Source organism: Microcoleus sp. C2D2 (assembly GCF_036702495.1).
GTDB lineage: Bacteria > Cyanobacteriota > Cyanobacteriia > Cyanobacteriales > Microcoleaceae > Microcoleus.
In genome coordinates this window covers 63,938-80,276 of record NZ_JAUBTO010000007.1, presented here as the reverse complement: position 1 = coordinate 80,276, position 16,339 = coordinate 63,938, and the positions used below count along the sequence as shown (strand labels likewise).

Here is a 16,339-nt window from a genome sequence, read left to right as displayed (position 1 = left end):
ATTGGTAATTGGTGTAAGAGGTAATTGGAAATTGGAAATTTTTGCTAAAAACTAAGGACTAAGGACTAAGGACTAAGGACTAAGGACTAAGGACTAAGGACTAAGGACTAAGGACTAATGACTAATGACTAATGACTAATGACTAATGACTAATGACTGCTGACTAATTTAAAAGATACGATCGACCAACCAACTTCCCAGCCACAGCCCGAAACTGGAAGTAGCCACCAACAGGATAAACGTGTAAACCTCGCTGCCGGTGTCGATCAACCTTTCTCCGGCTACCATCCGCGCCACGACTCCAGCAATAATGCCGACCGCCGCCCAAGCCCCATAAACAGTCTTAGACCCGGCGATGCCCAAGGCTTGGGCGATCGCCCCCGAACCCGCCCCAGCCAAAACCCCCGCCCAGGCCCCAATCCCCAGCCCGATCGCACCAGAGAGCCCGACAGGGCCGCCAGAATTCACCCCTAGTTCCGTCGCCAGCCCGCACGTCAAGCCGACAATCGCCCAACACACGGCCGCCACCAACGCCTTAACCCAATCCCCAGAACCAGTTCCAGCCATCAATCCCACCACTGTCACCACTCCCGCCACCGCCAAAACAGCAGCCACAGCCCGAGACTCGGCCTCGGAACTGGCGATCGCCCCCAAACCAGCCCCAACGGCGCCCCAAGCAGCCCCTGTTACCATTCCTCCCGCCTGAAAACCGGCGATCGACCCCCCTACCGCCCCAGCCAAAACTAACGCCGCCAGCCACACTCTGGGCGTTGCCGAACCCTCCGCCAGCAAAATCGCGGCCCACAGCCAATCTGCACCGCAGATTAAAGTCCACATCCACAGCGGGGCGACTGATACCGTCAAAATCCAACCGGTCAAAGCGTAACTCGCCACGGCGACTGCCAGCGGCCCCCAAGGGAAGCTTGAATAGTGTTGAGATGACCGCACTTCCCTCGGCGCGCTTGGCGGTTTTGAGTATTGAGTTGAAAATTCTTTTTTCCTTTTCGAGGTAAGGTTTGGATAGTTTTGAGATGGCCGCGCTTTCGCAGCAACGCTTCGCCCTGGTTGCTTTCTTGGGCCCCACCCTTGGCGATTTTGAGTTGAAAATCGTTTCTTGCTTGAAGAGTTCTTTTGAGTTGAAAATTTTGGGGAGGCGGCTTTTGGGCGGGTTTGACGGCGCTGGGAACCAGGTCTGGTGGCTGATTTTGCAGAACGCCTTCTCAGCGGCTTTTCCGGCGGGGGCGACTGCTGCTGAAACTGTTTTTCGATCGACTTCGATTCAGGCTGACTCAGAAACAACACCAACTGCTGGTAAGCTTCATTAATTTCTGTTAATCTTTGGTGAGCTTTTTGTTGCAGGCGGTCATTGTGGGCAAACCGATCGGGATGCCACACAAACGCTAAATCCCTGTAAGCGCGCTTAATTTCTTCTAGGGAACTTCCCGGCTCAATTTCGAGGATTTCGTAGCATTGATTAATGTCAGCCATAGGCTTCGATCGGCAGGTCTTGGTAAATTCGCGTGAAGCGAAGCTATCGGGAGCAGGAATCGCACTTAACATCTTGTACTATTCTCAGCCAAGCTGCACAGTAAGCCGAGATCCGATCGAGTGTCAAGCGTCCTCAAGTCTGTAGGCCATCCCTAGGGTCGATCGATGCAGACTGACAACTAGCTACAATGAGAAAATCCTTTCGTGCGATCGGTATTTGTGTCTGTGTCCGCAAATCAAGCTCCCATCTTCATCTTAGTTGACGGTCACTCCCTGGCCTTTCGCTCCTACTTCGCCTTTGCCAAAAGTCGAGACGGAGGCTTGCGAACTACGACAGGGATTCCCACCAGCGTCTGTTTTGGCTTTCTCAAGTCGCTGCTGGAAGTAATGGCGGCCCACGACCCCCAGTACATGGCGATCGCCTTTGACCTCGCCACACCCACATTTCGCCACGAAGCAGACGAAACTTACAAAGCCGGTCGTGCGGAAACTCCCGAAGATTTTATTCCCGATATCAAAAACCTGCAAGAACTCCTCACCTATTTGAATTTACCTGCAATAACTGCTCCCGGCTACGAGGCGGACGATGTTTTGGGAACTTTGGCAAACAAAGCCAGCGCGGCGGGTTATCAGGTCAAAATCCTCACGGGCGATCGAGATTTGTTTCAATTAGTAGAAACCGAAAAACAAATCAGCGTATTATATTTGAGTACCGATGAACTCAGGCGATCGGGCAAAGGCAAATCCCAAGAATACGGCCCGGAAGAAGTCAAAGCCAAACTCGGTATTTTGCCCCAACAAGTAATAGATTACAAAGCTTTGTGCGGCGACAAATCCGACAACATCCCCGGAGTCAAAGGCATCGGCGACAAAACCGCCCTGCAATTGCTGGAAGCTTACAATTCCCTGGACGGCATTTATGCAGCCCTCGACGAGATTAAAGGAGCAACTAAGAAAAAGCTAGAAGAAGGCAAAGAAGCTGCTTATCATTCTCAGCGCATGGCGACAATTGTCCAAGACGTGCCATTAGAAATCAACTTAGAAGATTGCCAGCTTATAGGTTTTGACGAATCAGCCTTGATTCCCATGCTGGAAAAGTTGGAATTTAAAACATTTTTAAGCAAAGTTAAACAAATTCAAAAGCGCTTCGGCGGCACAGAAGAGCCATTGACCGACAGTGGAACAGGCATCTTGCCTGTGGCAAAGGGCGGGCAAGATGCCCACCCCACAATCAATTCCACAGACAGTGGAACAGGCATCTTGCCTGTTTCTTTGGGCGGGCAAGATGCCCACCCCACAATCAATTCCACAGACAGTGGAACAGGCATCTTGCCTGTGGCAAAGGGCGGGCAAGATGCCCACCCCACAATCAATTCAACAGACAGTGGAACAGGCATCTTGCCTGTTTCTTTGGGCGGGCAAGATGCCCACCCCACAATAGATAAGTCACCTCCAACTTCTGAAAGTTCAGAAGAAAATGCCTTATGGTTTTGGAGTCATGATGATACCATAGCCGCTCAGCAACAGAAAAAACTGCCAATTAAACCCCGAATAATTCAAACAACCGAACAGTTAAACGAATTAGTCGAACTGCTGCAAACCTTCACCGACAAAGCCTCACCCGTGGCGTGGGATACCGAAACCACCGCCATCGAACCGCGAGACGCCGAATTAGTCGGAATTGGCTGCTGTTGGGGAATCGGTGAAGAAGATCTCGCTTACATTCCCACGGGACACAAAACGGGCACAAACTTGGACAAAGCCACAGTTTTAAATGCTTTGCGTCCGATTTTGGAAAGCGAGAATTATCCCAAAGCGCTGCAAAATGCTAAGTTCGATCGATCGATCCTGCGCTGTCAAGGAATTAAACTAGCAGGAGTTGTCTTCGACACCATGCTAGCCAGTTACGTACTCAATCCCGAAACCAGCCACAGCCTCAGCGAATTGTCAAAGAAATACTTAGGCATTGTTGCCACAACTTACAATGAATTAGTGTCGAAAAACAAAACAATTGCTGACATCAGTATTGTAAAAGTAGCCGACTACTGCGGCATGGATGTCTACACCACATTTAGGCTAGTAAATAAACTTAGAGCAGAATTGGATAAAGCTGATGAATCTAGCTTTCCCGATAAGTCTTTGCACAAGTTGCTGCTGGAAGTAGAACAGCCCCTAGAACCAGTTTTAGCAGAAATGGAATATCAGGGGGTTCGCATAGACACAGGATATCTTAAAGAACTCTCCAATAAACTGGAACCGCAATTAGCAGCAATTGAACAGGAAATTTATAACGCCATACCTCTTGAGGATTTCAAGGCTTATATAGCCGAAAAAATCGAACATATCGAACCCACTTTAGGGAAGGTTCCTCAGAAAGTTTACGAAGCCGTACCTAGTGCAATTTTAAAGCCTTACCTCAAGAAAATATTGCCAAAAAATAACCTTAATTTGGCTGAAATTAAGCAGAAAGTTGACAGCACAGCACCGAGTAAACTTTTAAAGTTGAACTCACCATCCCAGTTGAGCGAACTGCTGTTTGACATACTCAAGCTAGACACCAAAAAGTCTCGTAAAACCGCGACAGGCTTTTACTCCACCGATGCTTCCTTCCTAGAAAATTTGCAAGGAGACCATAAAGTTGTCGATGCTATCTTAGATTACCGTACCCTGCAAAAGCTTTACTCTACCTATGTAGATGCTATACCGAAGCGGGTGCGTCCCGATACTCAGCGATTGCATACTGATTTCAATCAAACTGTTACAGACACAGGTCGTCTGTCTTCTTCTAATCCTAATTTGCAGAATATTCCAATCGGTACGGAATTTTCTAGGCAAATTCGCAAGGCTTTTGTACCAGAAGCAGGTTGGCTGATGGTGTCGGCTGACTATTCTCAAATTGAACTGCGGATTTTAGCTCATTTGAGTCAAGAACCTGTTTTAATCGAAGCTTACCAAAACAATCGAGACGTGCATACCGTGACGGCTCAACTGTTGTTTGAAAAGGAAGAAATAACTCCCGACGAGCGCAGGTTTGGCAAAACGATTAATTTTGGGGTAGTTTACGGTATGGGGGCGATTAAGTTTGGGCGCTCGATGGGCAAAACTTCAGCAGACGGCAAAGAGTTTATTAAGCGATTTAACGAGCGTTACAGTAAGGTTTTTGAATTTTTGGAGAAAGTAAAAAAAGAGGCGATCGCCCTCGGATACGTTACCACAATACTCGGCCGCCGCCGCTACTTGAACTTCGAGAGCGAAAGCCTCCGCGACTTAAAAGGCCGCAATCCCCAAGACATTCACTCCGATAGACTTAAATCTCTCAGCAGAGATGATGCCCAATCTTTGCGCGCCGCAGCCAACGCTCCGATTCAAGGCTCTAGTGCTGATATCATTAAACTTGCCATGATTGAAGTAAGCAAAATTTTGCAAAACTATCAGGCGCGGCTGCTGCTGCAAGTTCACGACGAATTAATATTTGAAGTACCTCCCGATGAATGGGAAGAATTGCAGCCGAAAATTAGAAGTGCGATGGAAAATGCTCCGAAAATTAGAAGTGCGATGGAAAATGCTCTGCCGAAAAATACAAGTGCGGAGGAAAATGCGCCAGGTATGGTACCGCTGATAGTTGACATCCACGCAGGGCAAAATTGGATGGAAACAAAATAGACAGCAGCAATAGTGGCGAATTACTCTGGCGGCGAACTGAATAATGACCAGACGAATTGGTTCGGACCAAATGGTCAGGCGGTAAAAGGGATGCTGGAAAGTGCAGGATTTCGCGACATCAAAGCTGTTAATATTTCCCAAGCTAGCGGTACGTGCGCCCGCATGGTTTTTCACGCTTGGCGTTCGGGAAAGACTGAAAGTGCGATCGGTTAATTAAACTCACCACATAAATGTAAACTAATAGACAGACAGAAATATGAGCAAAACTAAAATTGCCATTTTCCCAAAAATAAAAAGCTTAAGTGCAGCGATCGTGCTATTGCTACTATTCGGGTGTCCACAAAACTTAGCGCCCAACAACTATCCTGTAAAGCGAGTTAGCGACGGCGACACCCTGGTCGCCAGCGATAGCGCTGGAAAAGATATCAAAGTGCGTTTTGCCTGCATAGATGCACCGGAAGTCGCCCACACCAATGCTGAGAAAAATAGCAAAGCATCAGCAAAAAAAAATCAATTTAAGTGGGGAAATCTAGCCCACCAAAGAATGCAGCAGCTAGTCAAACAAGGGGGCGGTCGCGTTGTTTTGACCGTCACCGATACTGACCGCTACGGCCGCAAAGTTAGCGAAGTTCGCTTGCCAAACGGCACATTTGCCCAAGAAGTTTTGACGCGCGAAGGATTAGCAATGGTTTACCGTCCTTACTTGAAAAACTGTCCGAGTGCAAGTGTTCTGCAACAAGCCGAAGCCGAAGCTAAGAAAAATCGCCGCGGCGTTTGGGGTGATTCCAAGTTTGTGCCAGCTTGGCAATTTAGACAGAACGACAAATGAGCGAAATTTTGATTTTCTGGTAATTGTTCTTTATCTAAGGATGCCCATGTTAGAAATCACCGTAAAAAAGAACGCTATCTGTTTCGGTAAACACTTCTCCCTGAATTTTGAACGCACTTTGCGGATACCCGACGACGGTAAAACCTATCCCTTACCGCCGGGATTAGGCAAGTTTCCAGTCTGCAAAGTTGATGACTACATTTCTACAGTACCTGAAACTTGGAAAGAACACGGGGGCGTGTTTATTCCCATGTATCAACGGGAAGCTTTGTGGATTGATTTTAGAGGCGTTAGTTGGCGACCCAATGCTGTTAAAATTGCTGTTGGTAAAATCAATGCCGTTTCAGGCAAACCTTGGCACCAAAAACTGCAAGCTGATGACCAAGATTATGTCATTTGTCCCGATCAACCCTGGTTAGATGGTATCAATTCTGGTGAAGGTTACATCCGCCAATTTGTTGCTATGCCTCTGGGTATGGGTTACACTGTCGAAGGACAAGTAACTGGTAAAGAAGAATTTGGCGGCATTCAAATCATTGTATTCGATCCGAAACCAGGGTTATTTCCAGAAGAACCGCCGCCCTCGCAATTAATGAGAGGTAGAGGTTTTGGTGATTTTGCACCTGCGGGTAGTCTCGCATTTGGTAGTGCGGAAATGGGATTAGCAGCAGGTGGTAAAATGAAACAAGAAATTTATCCCGATAGTTACGGTATCAACACCTGGGACGAGACAAATTTTGGCAGAGTCTACGTCCACATTGTTAATAGCATGATGTATCGGGAAATCACTGGTAAAGAACCGCCAAACACGCCCGTTTCTGCCAAAACTTACAGTGAATACCATCTTCCTTGGTTCGACCTTTACGACGAACAAAAAGGCGATGTCGCAGCCTCAACTATCCTTTCTCAAGTCAAATCTGTCAAAGAGATGGACGAAAATCAGGGATTTGCACCGCAGCAAGACGATACATCTGTTGACATTCCTCAAGCAGAAATTAAAAAGCTCAAAGTCGATCCCGATGGAGTCAGAGATGGCAATTGGTAGTCTACTAGCAGCATCTCGATTGTATATAGGGACAATTTAATCAATTGCCTTTGCAAATAGACAGTGCTGCATCAGGCCTGCTAAATTAGACACTACCTGTCGCAGTAAGGCGCGCCGAGACGTACCCTACCGATAGATTCTTTGTGCAAGTCCAATCAATTAGCAAAAAATTCACTTTAAGGGACATCAATGAATTTCAAACATCTGGTTATTTCCGGCATGGCTCTGATCCTCGGTACTGCAATCGTAGGAAATGCTATTGCTCAAGAACTGACCGAGGACCAAAAAACGGTTGTTTGTCGCTTGAAAACAGAAGTTGACCAGCGGAAAGGCAACGGTCAAAAATTAGTATTTGTGCCGTTGCTGGGTCAAGTTCGCAAGCAAGTTTCCTCTCCTTTTAGAGCCACCCTGCATCCTGATGTTGAGTATGTTTTTGTTGCCACTTGCGACGGAAATTGCCAGGATTTAAAATTATCTCTCAAGGATGCCAGCGGCCAGGAAATAGCTGCGAGTCAAAAGACGGGCGAACTGGCGTCAATCTCTTTTACTCCCCCATCTCAAGGCGAATATCAAATCACTGCCAAACCGGGCGAATGCACGAAGGCAGAGGGTTGCAGTTTCGGCATGGGAATCTTCGTGCCAGCAAGAGCTAGCGTACCTAATGCTTCAAATATTCCTGCTGAGATAGCACAATTTCGACTTTGCCAGTAGAGGAACAGCGATCGAGTTGTGGGTTGCGAGTAGAGTAGAGTTTTGAATCAGAAATCTAACTCATAACTTGCAACTTATAACTCGCGCCTGATAATATCGCCACCACGCCCGACGGTGAAGACGTTTTTAATGACTCAAATCCTCCCTTTGACTGTTTCTTCCTTCCTGCTTCTGCTATAATTTGTTAAGCATAACTCGTCCAAACTGTCAAGCCGAGCGAGCTGTGGAACCCTGCAAAGACCCCATAATAGCCGAAACCTGACCCGAGGACAGAACTTGATCAGAGAAATGGGTTTAAAACCCCATCCTTTAGGACGGCTTTAATTTCTTAAATCCCTTGCTAAAAATCAGGGGATTCCTAATGTCTGTGGTATACTAGAACAGTCAAGGTTAAACTCCTTCGCCCGAAGTGAAACAGGGACTCAGACACACTTTTAGGCGTTAATCGGGGGACAAAGAGCGGCGAAAACTCTTAAAACAGCTAGAGGCTTAATACAGTCTCACAACCAGAAAAACAAGCAATTTACTTTTGTTAGGTAGGGTAGGGCATACCCAAACTCTAGGTCAATATCCTAGTACGCTTTTGGAGATAGACCCTCTGGGGTGGCTGCTTGCTCAGGCTCATTGATTGGTAGGATTTCTACGGTTAAAAGGTTTGAGTATTGCCGTAAGGACGCAACACTTAAAGGTCAGTCGCTGAATTAAGAATCCCCATCCTTTAGGTTGGGGAGTGTCAATTACCCTCAGGCAGGTATCAATTAGAATATAGATGGTGCCTCTCAAAGGTGACGAGTACATTGCCCATGTCTTTAACCTTAGTCTTGAAAAATAAACTGCAGAACTGTCCTCAAATAGGGTTGAAAAGTCTGTTGGGTCGCTTGGGTATCAGGCAGAAAATCGGCTGCGGATACGCCTTGGTCATTGGTATTGCCGTTTTGGGTGCTGTGGGGGGACGGGGAGTAGAATCCTATCACAAACAGCAAGTTAGAGAAAAACTAGCGATCGACCGAGATAAAGCGGAAATCCTGGCAAACCTCAATAACACGGTGCAGGAAGTCAGAATTCAACAGCAAGAGCTGCCGAGTCTGACGGCAAAACCACAAATTTTCGATCGCCAACGCTCGGAATTCCTGACTCGCGTGGCTCAGATGAGCGGCATCCTCGAACAACTGCAAACTTTTCCACCGACGAAGAATCCCGAGATTGCCAAAGACTACCAACTGCTTCAACAGTTCGCTGAAGCCAACGGCAAAACCGTAGAATCATACTTTCAACAAGTACAAAAATTGTTGGCGGCTGCGAAATTATCTGCTTTGAATCCGAAGCAGAAGGAGGCTTTGCGGCGGAACTTGAACAATTTTGTGGCTGGCGAAACTGCTGTGAAACTCCAACTGTTTTCCGAGGATTCAGCCAAACTGGCGGGCAACTTTCGCGATCGAGCAGATGAGGCATTTAGAACCTACCAGGAAGCAGAACAACTTGGAACTCTGATTCTGGTTTGCTCTCTAGCAGTATCCGCCGGTATGGCAGCCTTACTTGCAGGATACACCAGCGGGGCGATCGCCGACCCCCTAGATGCTACTACTCTCATCGCTCAGCGAGTTACCGAAGAATCAAACTTTGATTTGCAAGTACCCGTCACTACTTCCGACGAAGTGGGAAGGCTAGCAATTTCTCTCAACCAACTCATTCAGCGGGTAGCAGAATATACAGAAGACTTGCACGAAGCAAAAGTAGCAGCCGAAGCTGCCAACCGCTCCAAAAGTGCATTTCTCGCCAACATGAGCCACGAACTCCGCACCCCCCTCAATGCCATCATCAACTACAGCGAAATGCTGCAAGAAGATGCTCTAGATTCCGGTCCCGAAGATTTTCTCCCCGACTTAGAAAAAATTCAGACCGCAGGCAAACACCTTCTGGACATGATTAGCGACATCCTCGACATTTCCAAAATAGAAGCCGGTCACGTCACTCTTTATTTAGAAAACTTCGACGTGGCGACGATGATTGAAGAAGTGATGACTACGGCTCAACCGCTGGTAGAAAAAAAAGGCAATGCTTTAGCACTGAAAACCACAGGCGAACTCGGCACAATGTACGCCGACCAACCGAAAGTGCGGCAAATTCTCCTCAATTTGCTCAGCAATGCGGCCAAATTTACCGAAAAAGGCGTCATTACTATCGGCGTCGAAAGAATTATAATTGAAAAATCAAGATCGGGGAAACACAATAAAAATAATGATTTTTACTCGGGATCAAACTACAGTTCTCCAGTTTTAATGTTTCGAGTCAGCGACACCGGTATTGGGATGACTGACGAGCAATTAGAGCACATATTTAAACCTTTTATTCAAGCTGATGCCTCGACTACCCGCAAGTATGGAGGCACGGGTTTGGGACTGACAATTAGCCAGCGTTTGTGTCAAATTCTCGGCGGCGAAATTAGTGTCGAAAGCGAGAACGGTAAAGGTTCAACTTTTATTGTCAGTCTCCCGGAACGGGTGGTGATGCAGGCATGACGGAAGTTAGAGTGAAATCAGAGTGAAATTCGATCGGGCGATCGGGCGATCGTAAATCGGTAAAATAGAAAGTGGAAAATGGAAAATGACTAACGGTCGTTCCGAACTTAATCCGGAAGACAACACCTCTAGGCACGCCGTAACTGAGCGCTGGCGGTGTAGGAAGATGTAGGAGAAGTACGGCTGGAAGTTGCTAGGAATAGAAAGAACCGGAGACGACACCCTCAAGTACAATTGCGTATTTGAAGGCGAAACTCAGTTTCCCGACTATATGGACGACAAGGAGGAATAAGCAATGGGCAAGTATATCGTTTTTAGAGCTGATTTGACTGAAGAAGAAGGTGCAGAAAACAGACTGCTAGCGCATACGGGAATGCTCACTGACATTCTTGCCGAACACTTCGACTCTTCTAACCGACCAATTCCTCAACCGGGGTATAGATTTCCAGAATTTCACCGGATAGAAAAGTTTGCCGATCCAAAATTTCCCGCTGCGAACACCCACCGCCGAGTAGGAGACTGGGAAGTCGTCAGAGTTCAGACTTACTCGGAAGATTTACCTAGCAGCGAGTTTGAGAAAATTGTCGTGTGCTATTGCAGGTTCGCACCTGTAAATACTCCCCTCGAACCGATGCCACAGATTCAAGTTGCCCCCATGTTACAGGAAACACAGGTTTAGGAGGCATTTTTTCAAGGTCGATCGCCAACAATTCTATTTTATGAAGTTCTATCCAATTATTTAGACAATGACGATTTGGTGCGATCGGCTAAAGTGCGCCATGTTGGATTGAGCGATACGCCTGCTTGGTACTCAGCGCGATCGCCAACTTTGGCCCTGTGGCGCGCCTATAAACCAGTTTCTACTTTGCAAGTTGTTTAGCTCCTATTTACCCCTCCACTAATTTAGTACGCTGTAAGCAAAATAAAAATGACCTCGACTTGAGAAAATGCAAGTTTTCCCTCTTGATATAATCCAACTTTTTGAATCAAGAATTAGAGCATCTTGGGATGGGTTAATACTGAAATATTTACAGTCATCTACCTATTGCCATGATATTAATCATGATATAGTGGTTAGTTTGGCAATCCACGAAGAAGCCCGGTTTCTGGCCTCGTCGTGCGTAATTCCTGGTATTGTAAAGTTGTGGTACAGTTCCTTACAGTTGGTAGTAAGCATCGTCTTACTACCAAGAAGCATCAGTTAGCATTCTGTCGTGGAGAATCACAAAAGATAGTGCATCTAACAACATCAAATACTTCATAGAGATCGCTTCGCTTTCAAAACCAGTAAAAACTCCATGTACAACGCCGTGGCGATTAATTGAAGATGTTGAATCGGAAATTGTCGAAGTATTTTTCCAGAAAGAACCGTCTTCAAGATAATCAAATATCGAATCAAGGATGTCCCTAGAAAAACAAACTACTTTTCTTGAAAGGACAATACTCCTAAGCTTTCTCACACAATCAATGTATCCATTTGGTGGATTATTACCACAAAGACGTAAGTAGTCTTTCACAATACCATCAAATTGGGGTACTAAAACGTATATAGAACAAATGTAATCCTTTTTAAGGTGAGCGTTAATAGCTCTTTCTATATACTGAAGTCTGTGTTTAAAAAAGTTAGTTTCTTGCCAAAAAGCGATTCTTTCCTGCCAAAAATCATCACTGTAGGCTTGATTAACAACTTCCAAGAAAGAACGCTCGTCTATGGTTTGGTGTTCGTGGAGGTATAGCATAGCGTGTCTACAGTAGCCAGGTGCAGGAACCCAGTTACTGCTTATTAAAGTCTGAAGCTTCTCCTTTGGCTTGACTACATTTATAAATTCCTGGTTTTCTGCATACTTCTGAATTGGATAATTGAGAGTTGCTTTCTTTAGTTCTTCAATTTCTTCCTGCGACAGACCTAGCTGATTTGCTCTACAGTCAAATAATATTAAATAATCTCACAAAAATGTTTGGCACAAAAAGTATGCGGCGGGTTGCTCATCATATATGGGTGGAACAATAAAACACTCTTCGGGATGAATTTTATCGAAAGTGACTGGTTCGCCTGCTTGCACAGCCTGTTTAACTCTGACTTCTAAGATTAAATTTATTTCGTTGTTTATCTCAACAATAGGCTCAATACTGCCATCTGGTAATTGCCTTTGTATAGCTCTAAACGCTCTGAGTTCAAGTGGTAGTTCTTCCACCTTCACTGACCCGTTGTCAACTCTGCCCTCAACTTCAGGTACAACAAAGACCCTAAGAATATCAGAGATTGATCTGTAGAAGAGCAAATTGTTGTCCATCGTAGGTTAGGTTGCCCAGGCGAATTTTGGGATTAGAGTTATAAAATAAGAATTCTCTACATACTACATTGTAGCACGCAGCAGAGGGAATCGTTTATCCTTGCCCGAAAGTCGTATAACAAGTCGCTGTTTTTGAGGATAACCCGTACCGACGACTTATTTGCACGCAAAACAGCCGTTGTCTTTTTGCTAGTCGTATTAGTAATCAGGACGGAAATACCTATCTCAAGATAGGGGAACACCGATCCGCCCCCCCTCTGCAACTCCCTACAATGACAATTGTACGAGCAATCAAGCAATTGCCTCTACAGCAGTCATCATTTTTAATGCAGGGAATTAAAATTTATGCAACCGAATAATCCAAACCAATTTACCGAAAAAGCCTGGGAAGCCCTCGCCCGCACTCCCGAACTCGTCAAAGCAGCTCAGCAGCAGCAGCTAGAAAGCGAACACTTGATGAAAGCTTTGCTGGAACAAGAATCGGGACTCGCTAGCAGCTTATTTAACAAAGCTGGAGTTTCTGTAGCAAAATTGCGCGATCGCACTGATGAGTTTATCAGCCGCCAGCCGAAAATCTCTGGAAGCGGCGGCAACGTTTATCTAGGTCGTTCTCTCGACACTTTGCTCGATCGCGCCGAAACTTATCGCAAAGAGTACGGCGATGAATTTATTTCGATCGAGCATTTGATACTAGGTTACGTTAAGGACGATCGCTTCGGCAAAAATCTACTACAAGAATTTAAACTATCTGAAGCCAAGCTCAAAGATATCATTACCCAAGTCCGGGGGAACAACAAAGTGACCGATCAAAATCCAGAAGGGAAATACGAAGCGCTGGAAAAATACGGCCGAGATTTGACAGAAGCCGCGCGTCAAGGCAAACTCGATCCGGTAATCGGACGGGATGACGAAATCCGCCGCACGATTCAAATTTTGAGCCGTCGCACCAAAAATAACCCGGTATTGATTGGGGAACCGGGAGTCGGAAAAACTGCGATCGCCGAAGGACTCGCCCAGCGAATTATCACCGGAGATGTCCCCCAATCTCTCAAAGACCGACAATTAATTAGCTTAGATATGGGCGCTTTAATTGCCGGGGCCAAATTCCGGGGAGAATTTGAAGAACGCTTGAAAGCGGTACTCAAAGAAGTGACCGACAGCAACGGCAAAGTCATCTTATTTATCGATGAAATTCACACCGTTGTCGGTGCTGGCGCAACTCAAGGCTCGATGGATGCCGGCAACTTACTTAAACCCATGTTAGCGAGGGGAGAATTGCGCTGTATCGGCGCTACAACTCTCGACGAATACCGCAAGTACCTCGAAAAAGATGCGGCACTAGAACGCCGCTTCCAGCAAGTTTATGTTGACCAACCGACAGTTGAAGATACTGTCTCGATTTTGCGGGGCTTGAAAGAACGGTACGAAGTTCACCACGGCGTTAAAATTTCTGACAGCGCCCTAGTGGCGGCGGCTACTTTGTCTACTCGATATATTAGCGATCGCTTCCTTCCAGACAAAGCCATTGACTTAGTGGACGAAGCAGCCGCTAAACTCAAAATGGAAATTACCTCGAAGCCGGAAGAACTAGACGAAATTGACCGCAGGATTTTGCAGCTAGAAATGGAAAGACTGTCGCTGCAAAAAGAAAGTAACTCTGCTTCGATCGAACGCTTGGAAAGACTGGAAAAAGACTTAGCCAACCTCAAGGAACAGCAAAACGGTTTGAATGCCCAGTGGCAATCTGAAAAAGGTGTCATCGGCAGCATTCAAAAGATTAAAGAACAGATTGATAAGGTGAATATTGAAATTCAACAAGCTGAATTAAAATATGACCTGAACCGCGCTGCTGAGTTGAAATATAGCAAGTTAACCGAATTGCAAAAACAACTGCAAGAAGCTGAATCTCAACTGTCAGCAACTCAAACCACTGGTAAAAGTTTGCTGCGGGAAGAAGTTACAGAAGGTGACATTGCCGAGATTATTTCCAAGTGGACGGGAATTCCGATCAGCAAGTTAGTTGAATCGGAAATGCAGAAACTTCTGCACTTGGAAGATGAACTGCACAAGCGGGTAATCGGACAGGATGAAGCGGTGACGGCTGTTGCAGATGCAATTCAGCGATCGCGCGCAGGTTTAGCCGATCCCAATCGTCCGGTTGCGAGTTTTATCTTCCTCGGCCCCACGGGTGTTGGCAAAACCGAATTAGCTAAAGCATTAGCGTCTTATCTGTTCGACACGGAAGAAGCGATCGTGCGAATTGATATGTCGGAATACATGGAAAAACACGCGGTTTCGCGGTTGATTGGTGCGCCTCCGGGATACGTCGGCTACGATGAAGGCGGACAATTAACTGAGGCTGTGCGGCGCCGTCCTTACTCTGTGATTCTATTCGATGAAATCGAGAAAGCGCACCCGGATGTATTCAACATCATGCTGCAAATTCTGGATGACGGCCGCGTTACCGATGCTCAAGGTCACACAGTAGATTTTAAGAATTCTGTGATTATTATGACCTCGAATGTCGGCTCTCAATACATCTTAGATGTGGCGGGAGATAACGAACAAATGCGGAGTCGGGTGATGGAAGCGATGCGGGGAACTTTCCGCCCGGAATTCCTGAACCGGATTGATGAGATGATTATCTTCCACGGTTTGAGCAAGACCCAACTGCGGCAAATCGTGCAGTTGCAAGTCAAGCGCTTGGAAAAACGGTTGGCTGAACGCAAGATGTCTCTGAAGCTGTCGGAATCTGCGATCGACTTTTTAGCAGAAATTGGTTACGATCCGGTTTACGGTGCGCGGCCTTTGAAGCGGGGAATTCAGCGGGAGTTGGAAACGCAAATGGCGAAGGGTATTTTGCGGGGAGATTTTGCTGATGGCGATACGATTTTTGTGGATATCGAGAATGAAAGGTTGGCGTTTAAGCGGCTGCCTGCTCAGTTGGTGACTGCTAAATAATTGGGGTAGGGTGGGTTGCGGCCCACCTTATTTTTTTGAGGGGCGAGCTTTTTTAACCGCAGATGTAGGCGGATGGACGCGGATGGACGCGGATGGGATAAGGGGCGATCGCTGTTAAGGGCGATCGTTTTCTGATTTATCTTTTTTCTCGTCTTGGCGATCTCTGACTGCTTTAGCTGCGACATGGGAAAGCAGGTTTGCGAGGGTTCTATCTTCCTCTTCGGCCCATTCGGACAAGGCTTGATGAACGTCTTCTGGCAGTGTAACTGTGACTCGCATACGTGAAGGCATTGGCCGGCATGGTTTTTGTTCAATTGTCTTAAATTTTACACTCCAAACCCTTTCAGTATCGCGCCGTCTTCAACTCGGGCGATCGCTCGGGGATTCGTCCTTTTTCTGCTGTTGACGCTCTCTAACAGATTTCGTCAGCAGGTAAGTTGTCAAACTGCTGACGGATCTGCTTTCTTCTTCTGCCCATTCTTCCAGAGCTTTTTGAATTTCCTCTGGTAGGTATGCGGTAACTCTTCCCCGTGAAGCCATTCGTTGTACTGCCAAACATTTCAACACAGTCCATCTTAGGCCGTGGCCATCGCTTAAGGGCGATCGCTTTCTGATTTATCTTTTTTCTCGTCTTGGCGATCTCTGACTGCTTTAGCTGCCACATGGGAGAGAAGGTTTGCGAGGGTTCTATCTTCTTCTTCGGCCCATTCGGACAAGGCTTGATGAACGTCTTCTGGCAGTGTAACTGTTACTCGCATACGTGAAGGCATAGGTGGGCACGGTTTTACTTCAATTGTCTTTAATTTTACACTCTAACATCATTATATAT

15 protein-coding genes are annotated in these 16,339 nt (G+C 46.4%); 9 read left to right on the top strand and 6 right to left on the bottom strand.

Annotated features, from left to right (window positions below):
- Window positions 1-168: 168 nt before the first annotated feature.
- Complete coding sequence (locus QUB61_RS04360) at window positions 169-1,488, bottom strand: J domain-containing protein (protein WP_333124387.1); 1,320 nt, start codon at window positions 1,486-1,488, stop codon at window positions 169-171.
- 225 nt (window positions 1,489-1,713) lie between these two features.
- Between QUB61_RS04360 and QUB61_RS04355 the strand changes: the two genes are divergently transcribed.
- The 8 genes from QUB61_RS04355 to QUB61_RS04320 all read left to right on the top strand — a co-directional run bounded on the left by QUB61_RS04355 (window position 1,714) and on the right by QUB61_RS04320 (window position 11,135).
- Window positions 1,714-5,151, top strand: coding sequence for a DNA polymerase I (locus QUB61_RS04355; RefSeq protein ID WP_333189842.1), 3,438 nt, complete (start codon window positions 1,714-1,716; stop codon window positions 5,149-5,151).
- Window positions 5,152-5,163: 12 nt separating this feature from the next.
- A complete protein-coding gene (locus QUB61_RS04350) occupies window positions 5,164-5,364 on the top strand; it encodes a hypothetical protein (RefSeq protein ID WP_333124382.1) in 201 nt (66 codons plus the stop codon).
- Window positions 5,365-5,407: 43 nt separating this feature from the next.
- Window positions 5,408-5,980 (top strand): thermonuclease family protein, encoded by a 573-nt coding sequence (locus QUB61_RS04345; protein WP_333124379.1) that lies wholly within the window; start codon window positions 5,408-5,410, stop codon window positions 5,978-5,980.
- 46 nt (window positions 5,981-6,026) lie between these two features.
- Window positions 6,027-7,025, top strand: coding sequence for a hypothetical protein (locus QUB61_RS04340; RefSeq protein ID WP_333124376.1), 999 nt, complete (start codon window positions 6,027-6,029; stop codon window positions 7,023-7,025).
- 189 nt (window positions 7,026-7,214) lie between these two features.
- Window positions 7,215-7,736 carry a hypothetical protein gene (locus QUB61_RS04335; RefSeq protein WP_333124374.1) on the top strand — a complete coding sequence of 174 codons (522 nt, stop codon included), beginning with the start codon at window positions 7,215-7,217 and terminating at the stop codon, window positions 7,734-7,736.
- Window positions 7,737-8,539: 803 nt separating this feature from the next.
- Window positions 8,540-10,255, top strand: a complete 1,716-nt coding sequence (locus QUB61_RS04330; protein ID WP_333124371.1) for a HAMP domain-containing sensor histidine kinase — start codon at window positions 8,540-8,542, stop codon at window positions 10,253-10,255.
- 295 nt (window positions 10,256-10,550) lie between these two features.
- On the top strand, window positions 10,551-10,934 hold the full coding sequence (locus tag QUB61_RS04325) for a hypothetical protein (protein ID WP_333124368.1): 384 nt from the start codon (window positions 10,551-10,553) through the stop codon (window positions 10,932-10,934).
- Window positions 10,935-11,009: 75 nt separating this feature from the next.
- Window positions 11,010-11,135, top strand: coding sequence for a hypothetical protein (locus tag QUB61_RS04320; RefSeq protein ID WP_333189839.1), 126 nt, complete (start codon window positions 11,010-11,012; stop codon window positions 11,133-11,135).
- A 304-nt stretch (window positions 11,136-11,439) separates the two neighbouring features.
- Here QUB61_RS04320 and QUB61_RS04315 read toward each other — a convergent pair whose 3' ends face one another.
- Together QUB61_RS04315 and QUB61_RS04310 are read right to left on the bottom strand one after the other, a co-directional pair.
- Window positions 11,440-11,994 (bottom strand): hypothetical protein, encoded by a 555-nt coding sequence (locus QUB61_RS04315; protein WP_333189837.1) that lies wholly within the window; start codon window positions 11,992-11,994, stop codon window positions 11,440-11,442.
- A gap of 207 nt (window positions 11,995-12,201) precedes the next feature.
- Window positions 12,202-12,456, bottom strand: coding sequence for a hypothetical protein (locus tag QUB61_RS04310; protein WP_333189835.1), 255 nt, complete (start codon window positions 12,454-12,456; stop codon window positions 12,202-12,204).
- A 438-nt stretch (window positions 12,457-12,894) separates the two neighbouring features.
- Between QUB61_RS04310 and clpB the strand changes: the two genes are divergently transcribed.
- Window positions 12,895-15,510, top strand: coding sequence for an ATP-dependent chaperone ClpB (gene clpB / locus QUB61_RS04305; protein ID WP_333124357.1), 2,616 nt, complete (start codon window positions 12,895-12,897; stop codon window positions 15,508-15,510).
- Between the two features lie 114 nt (window positions 15,511-15,624).
- Here the strand turns inward: clpB and QUB61_RS04300 are convergent, their stop codons facing one another.
- The 3 genes from QUB61_RS04300 to QUB61_RS04290 all read right to left on the bottom strand — a co-directional run bounded on the left by QUB61_RS04300 (window position 15,625) and on the right by QUB61_RS04290 (window position 16,280).
- Window positions 15,625-15,801: a ribbon-helix-helix domain-containing protein gene (locus tag QUB61_RS04300; RefSeq protein WP_333189832.1), complete on the bottom strand. Its 177-nt coding sequence runs from the start codon at window positions 15,799-15,801 to the stop codon at window positions 15,625-15,627.
- A gap of 69 nt (window positions 15,802-15,870) precedes the next feature.
- Window positions 15,871-16,050, bottom strand: a complete 180-nt coding sequence (locus QUB61_RS04295) for a ribbon-helix-helix domain-containing protein (RefSeq protein ID WP_333124351.1) — start codon at window positions 16,048-16,050, stop codon at window positions 15,871-15,873.
- Between the two features lie 53 nt (window positions 16,051-16,103).
- Window positions 16,104-16,280, bottom strand: a complete 177-nt coding sequence (locus tag QUB61_RS04290) for a ribbon-helix-helix domain-containing protein (RefSeq protein ID WP_333124348.1) — start codon at window positions 16,278-16,280, stop codon at window positions 16,104-16,106.
- Between the last annotated feature and the right edge of the window lie 59 nt (window positions 16,281-16,339).

Bases quoted from the DNA above. Each gene is read 5' to 3' on its own strand.
- QUB61_RS04360 (WP_333124387.1), bottom strand. From the start codon at position 1,488: ATGGCTGACATTAATCAATGCTACGAAATCCTCGAAATTGAGCCGGGA.
- QUB61_RS04345 (WP_333124379.1), top strand. From the start codon at position 5,408: ATGAGCAAAACTAAAATTGCCATTTTCCCAAAAATAAAAAGCTTAAGT.
- QUB61_RS04340 (WP_333124376.1), top strand. From the start codon at position 6,027: ATGTTAGAAATCACCGTAAAAAAGAACGCTATCTGTTTCGGTAAACAC.
- QUB61_RS04335 (WP_333124374.1), top strand. From the start codon at position 7,215: ATGAATTTCAAACATCTGGTTATTTCCGGCATGGCTCTGATCCTCGGT.
- QUB61_RS04330 (WP_333124371.1), top strand. From the start codon at position 8,540: ATGTCTTTAACCTTAGTCTTGAAAAATAAACTGCAGAACTGTCCTCAA.
- QUB61_RS04325 (WP_333124368.1), top strand. From the start codon at position 10,551: ATGGGCAAGTATATCGTTTTTAGAGCTGATTTGACTGAAGAAGAAGGT.
- QUB61_RS04315 (WP_333189837.1), bottom strand. From the start codon at position 11,994: ATGCTATACCTCCACGAACACCAAACCATAGACGAGCGTTCTTTCTTG.
- clpB (WP_333124357.1), top strand. From the start codon at position 12,895: ATGCAACCGAATAATCCAAACCAATTTACCGAAAAAGCCTGGGAAGCC.
- QUB61_RS04300 (WP_333189832.1), bottom strand. From the start codon at position 15,801: ATGCCTTCACGTATGCGAGTCACAGTTACACTGCCAGAAGACGTTCAT.
- QUB61_RS04295 (WP_333124351.1), bottom strand. From the start codon at position 16,050: ATGGCTTCACGGGGAAGAGTTACCGCATACCTACCAGAGGAAATTCAA.
- QUB61_RS04290 (WP_333124348.1), bottom strand. From the start codon at position 16,280: ATGCCTTCACGTATGCGAGTAACAGTTACACTGCCAGAAGACGTTCAT.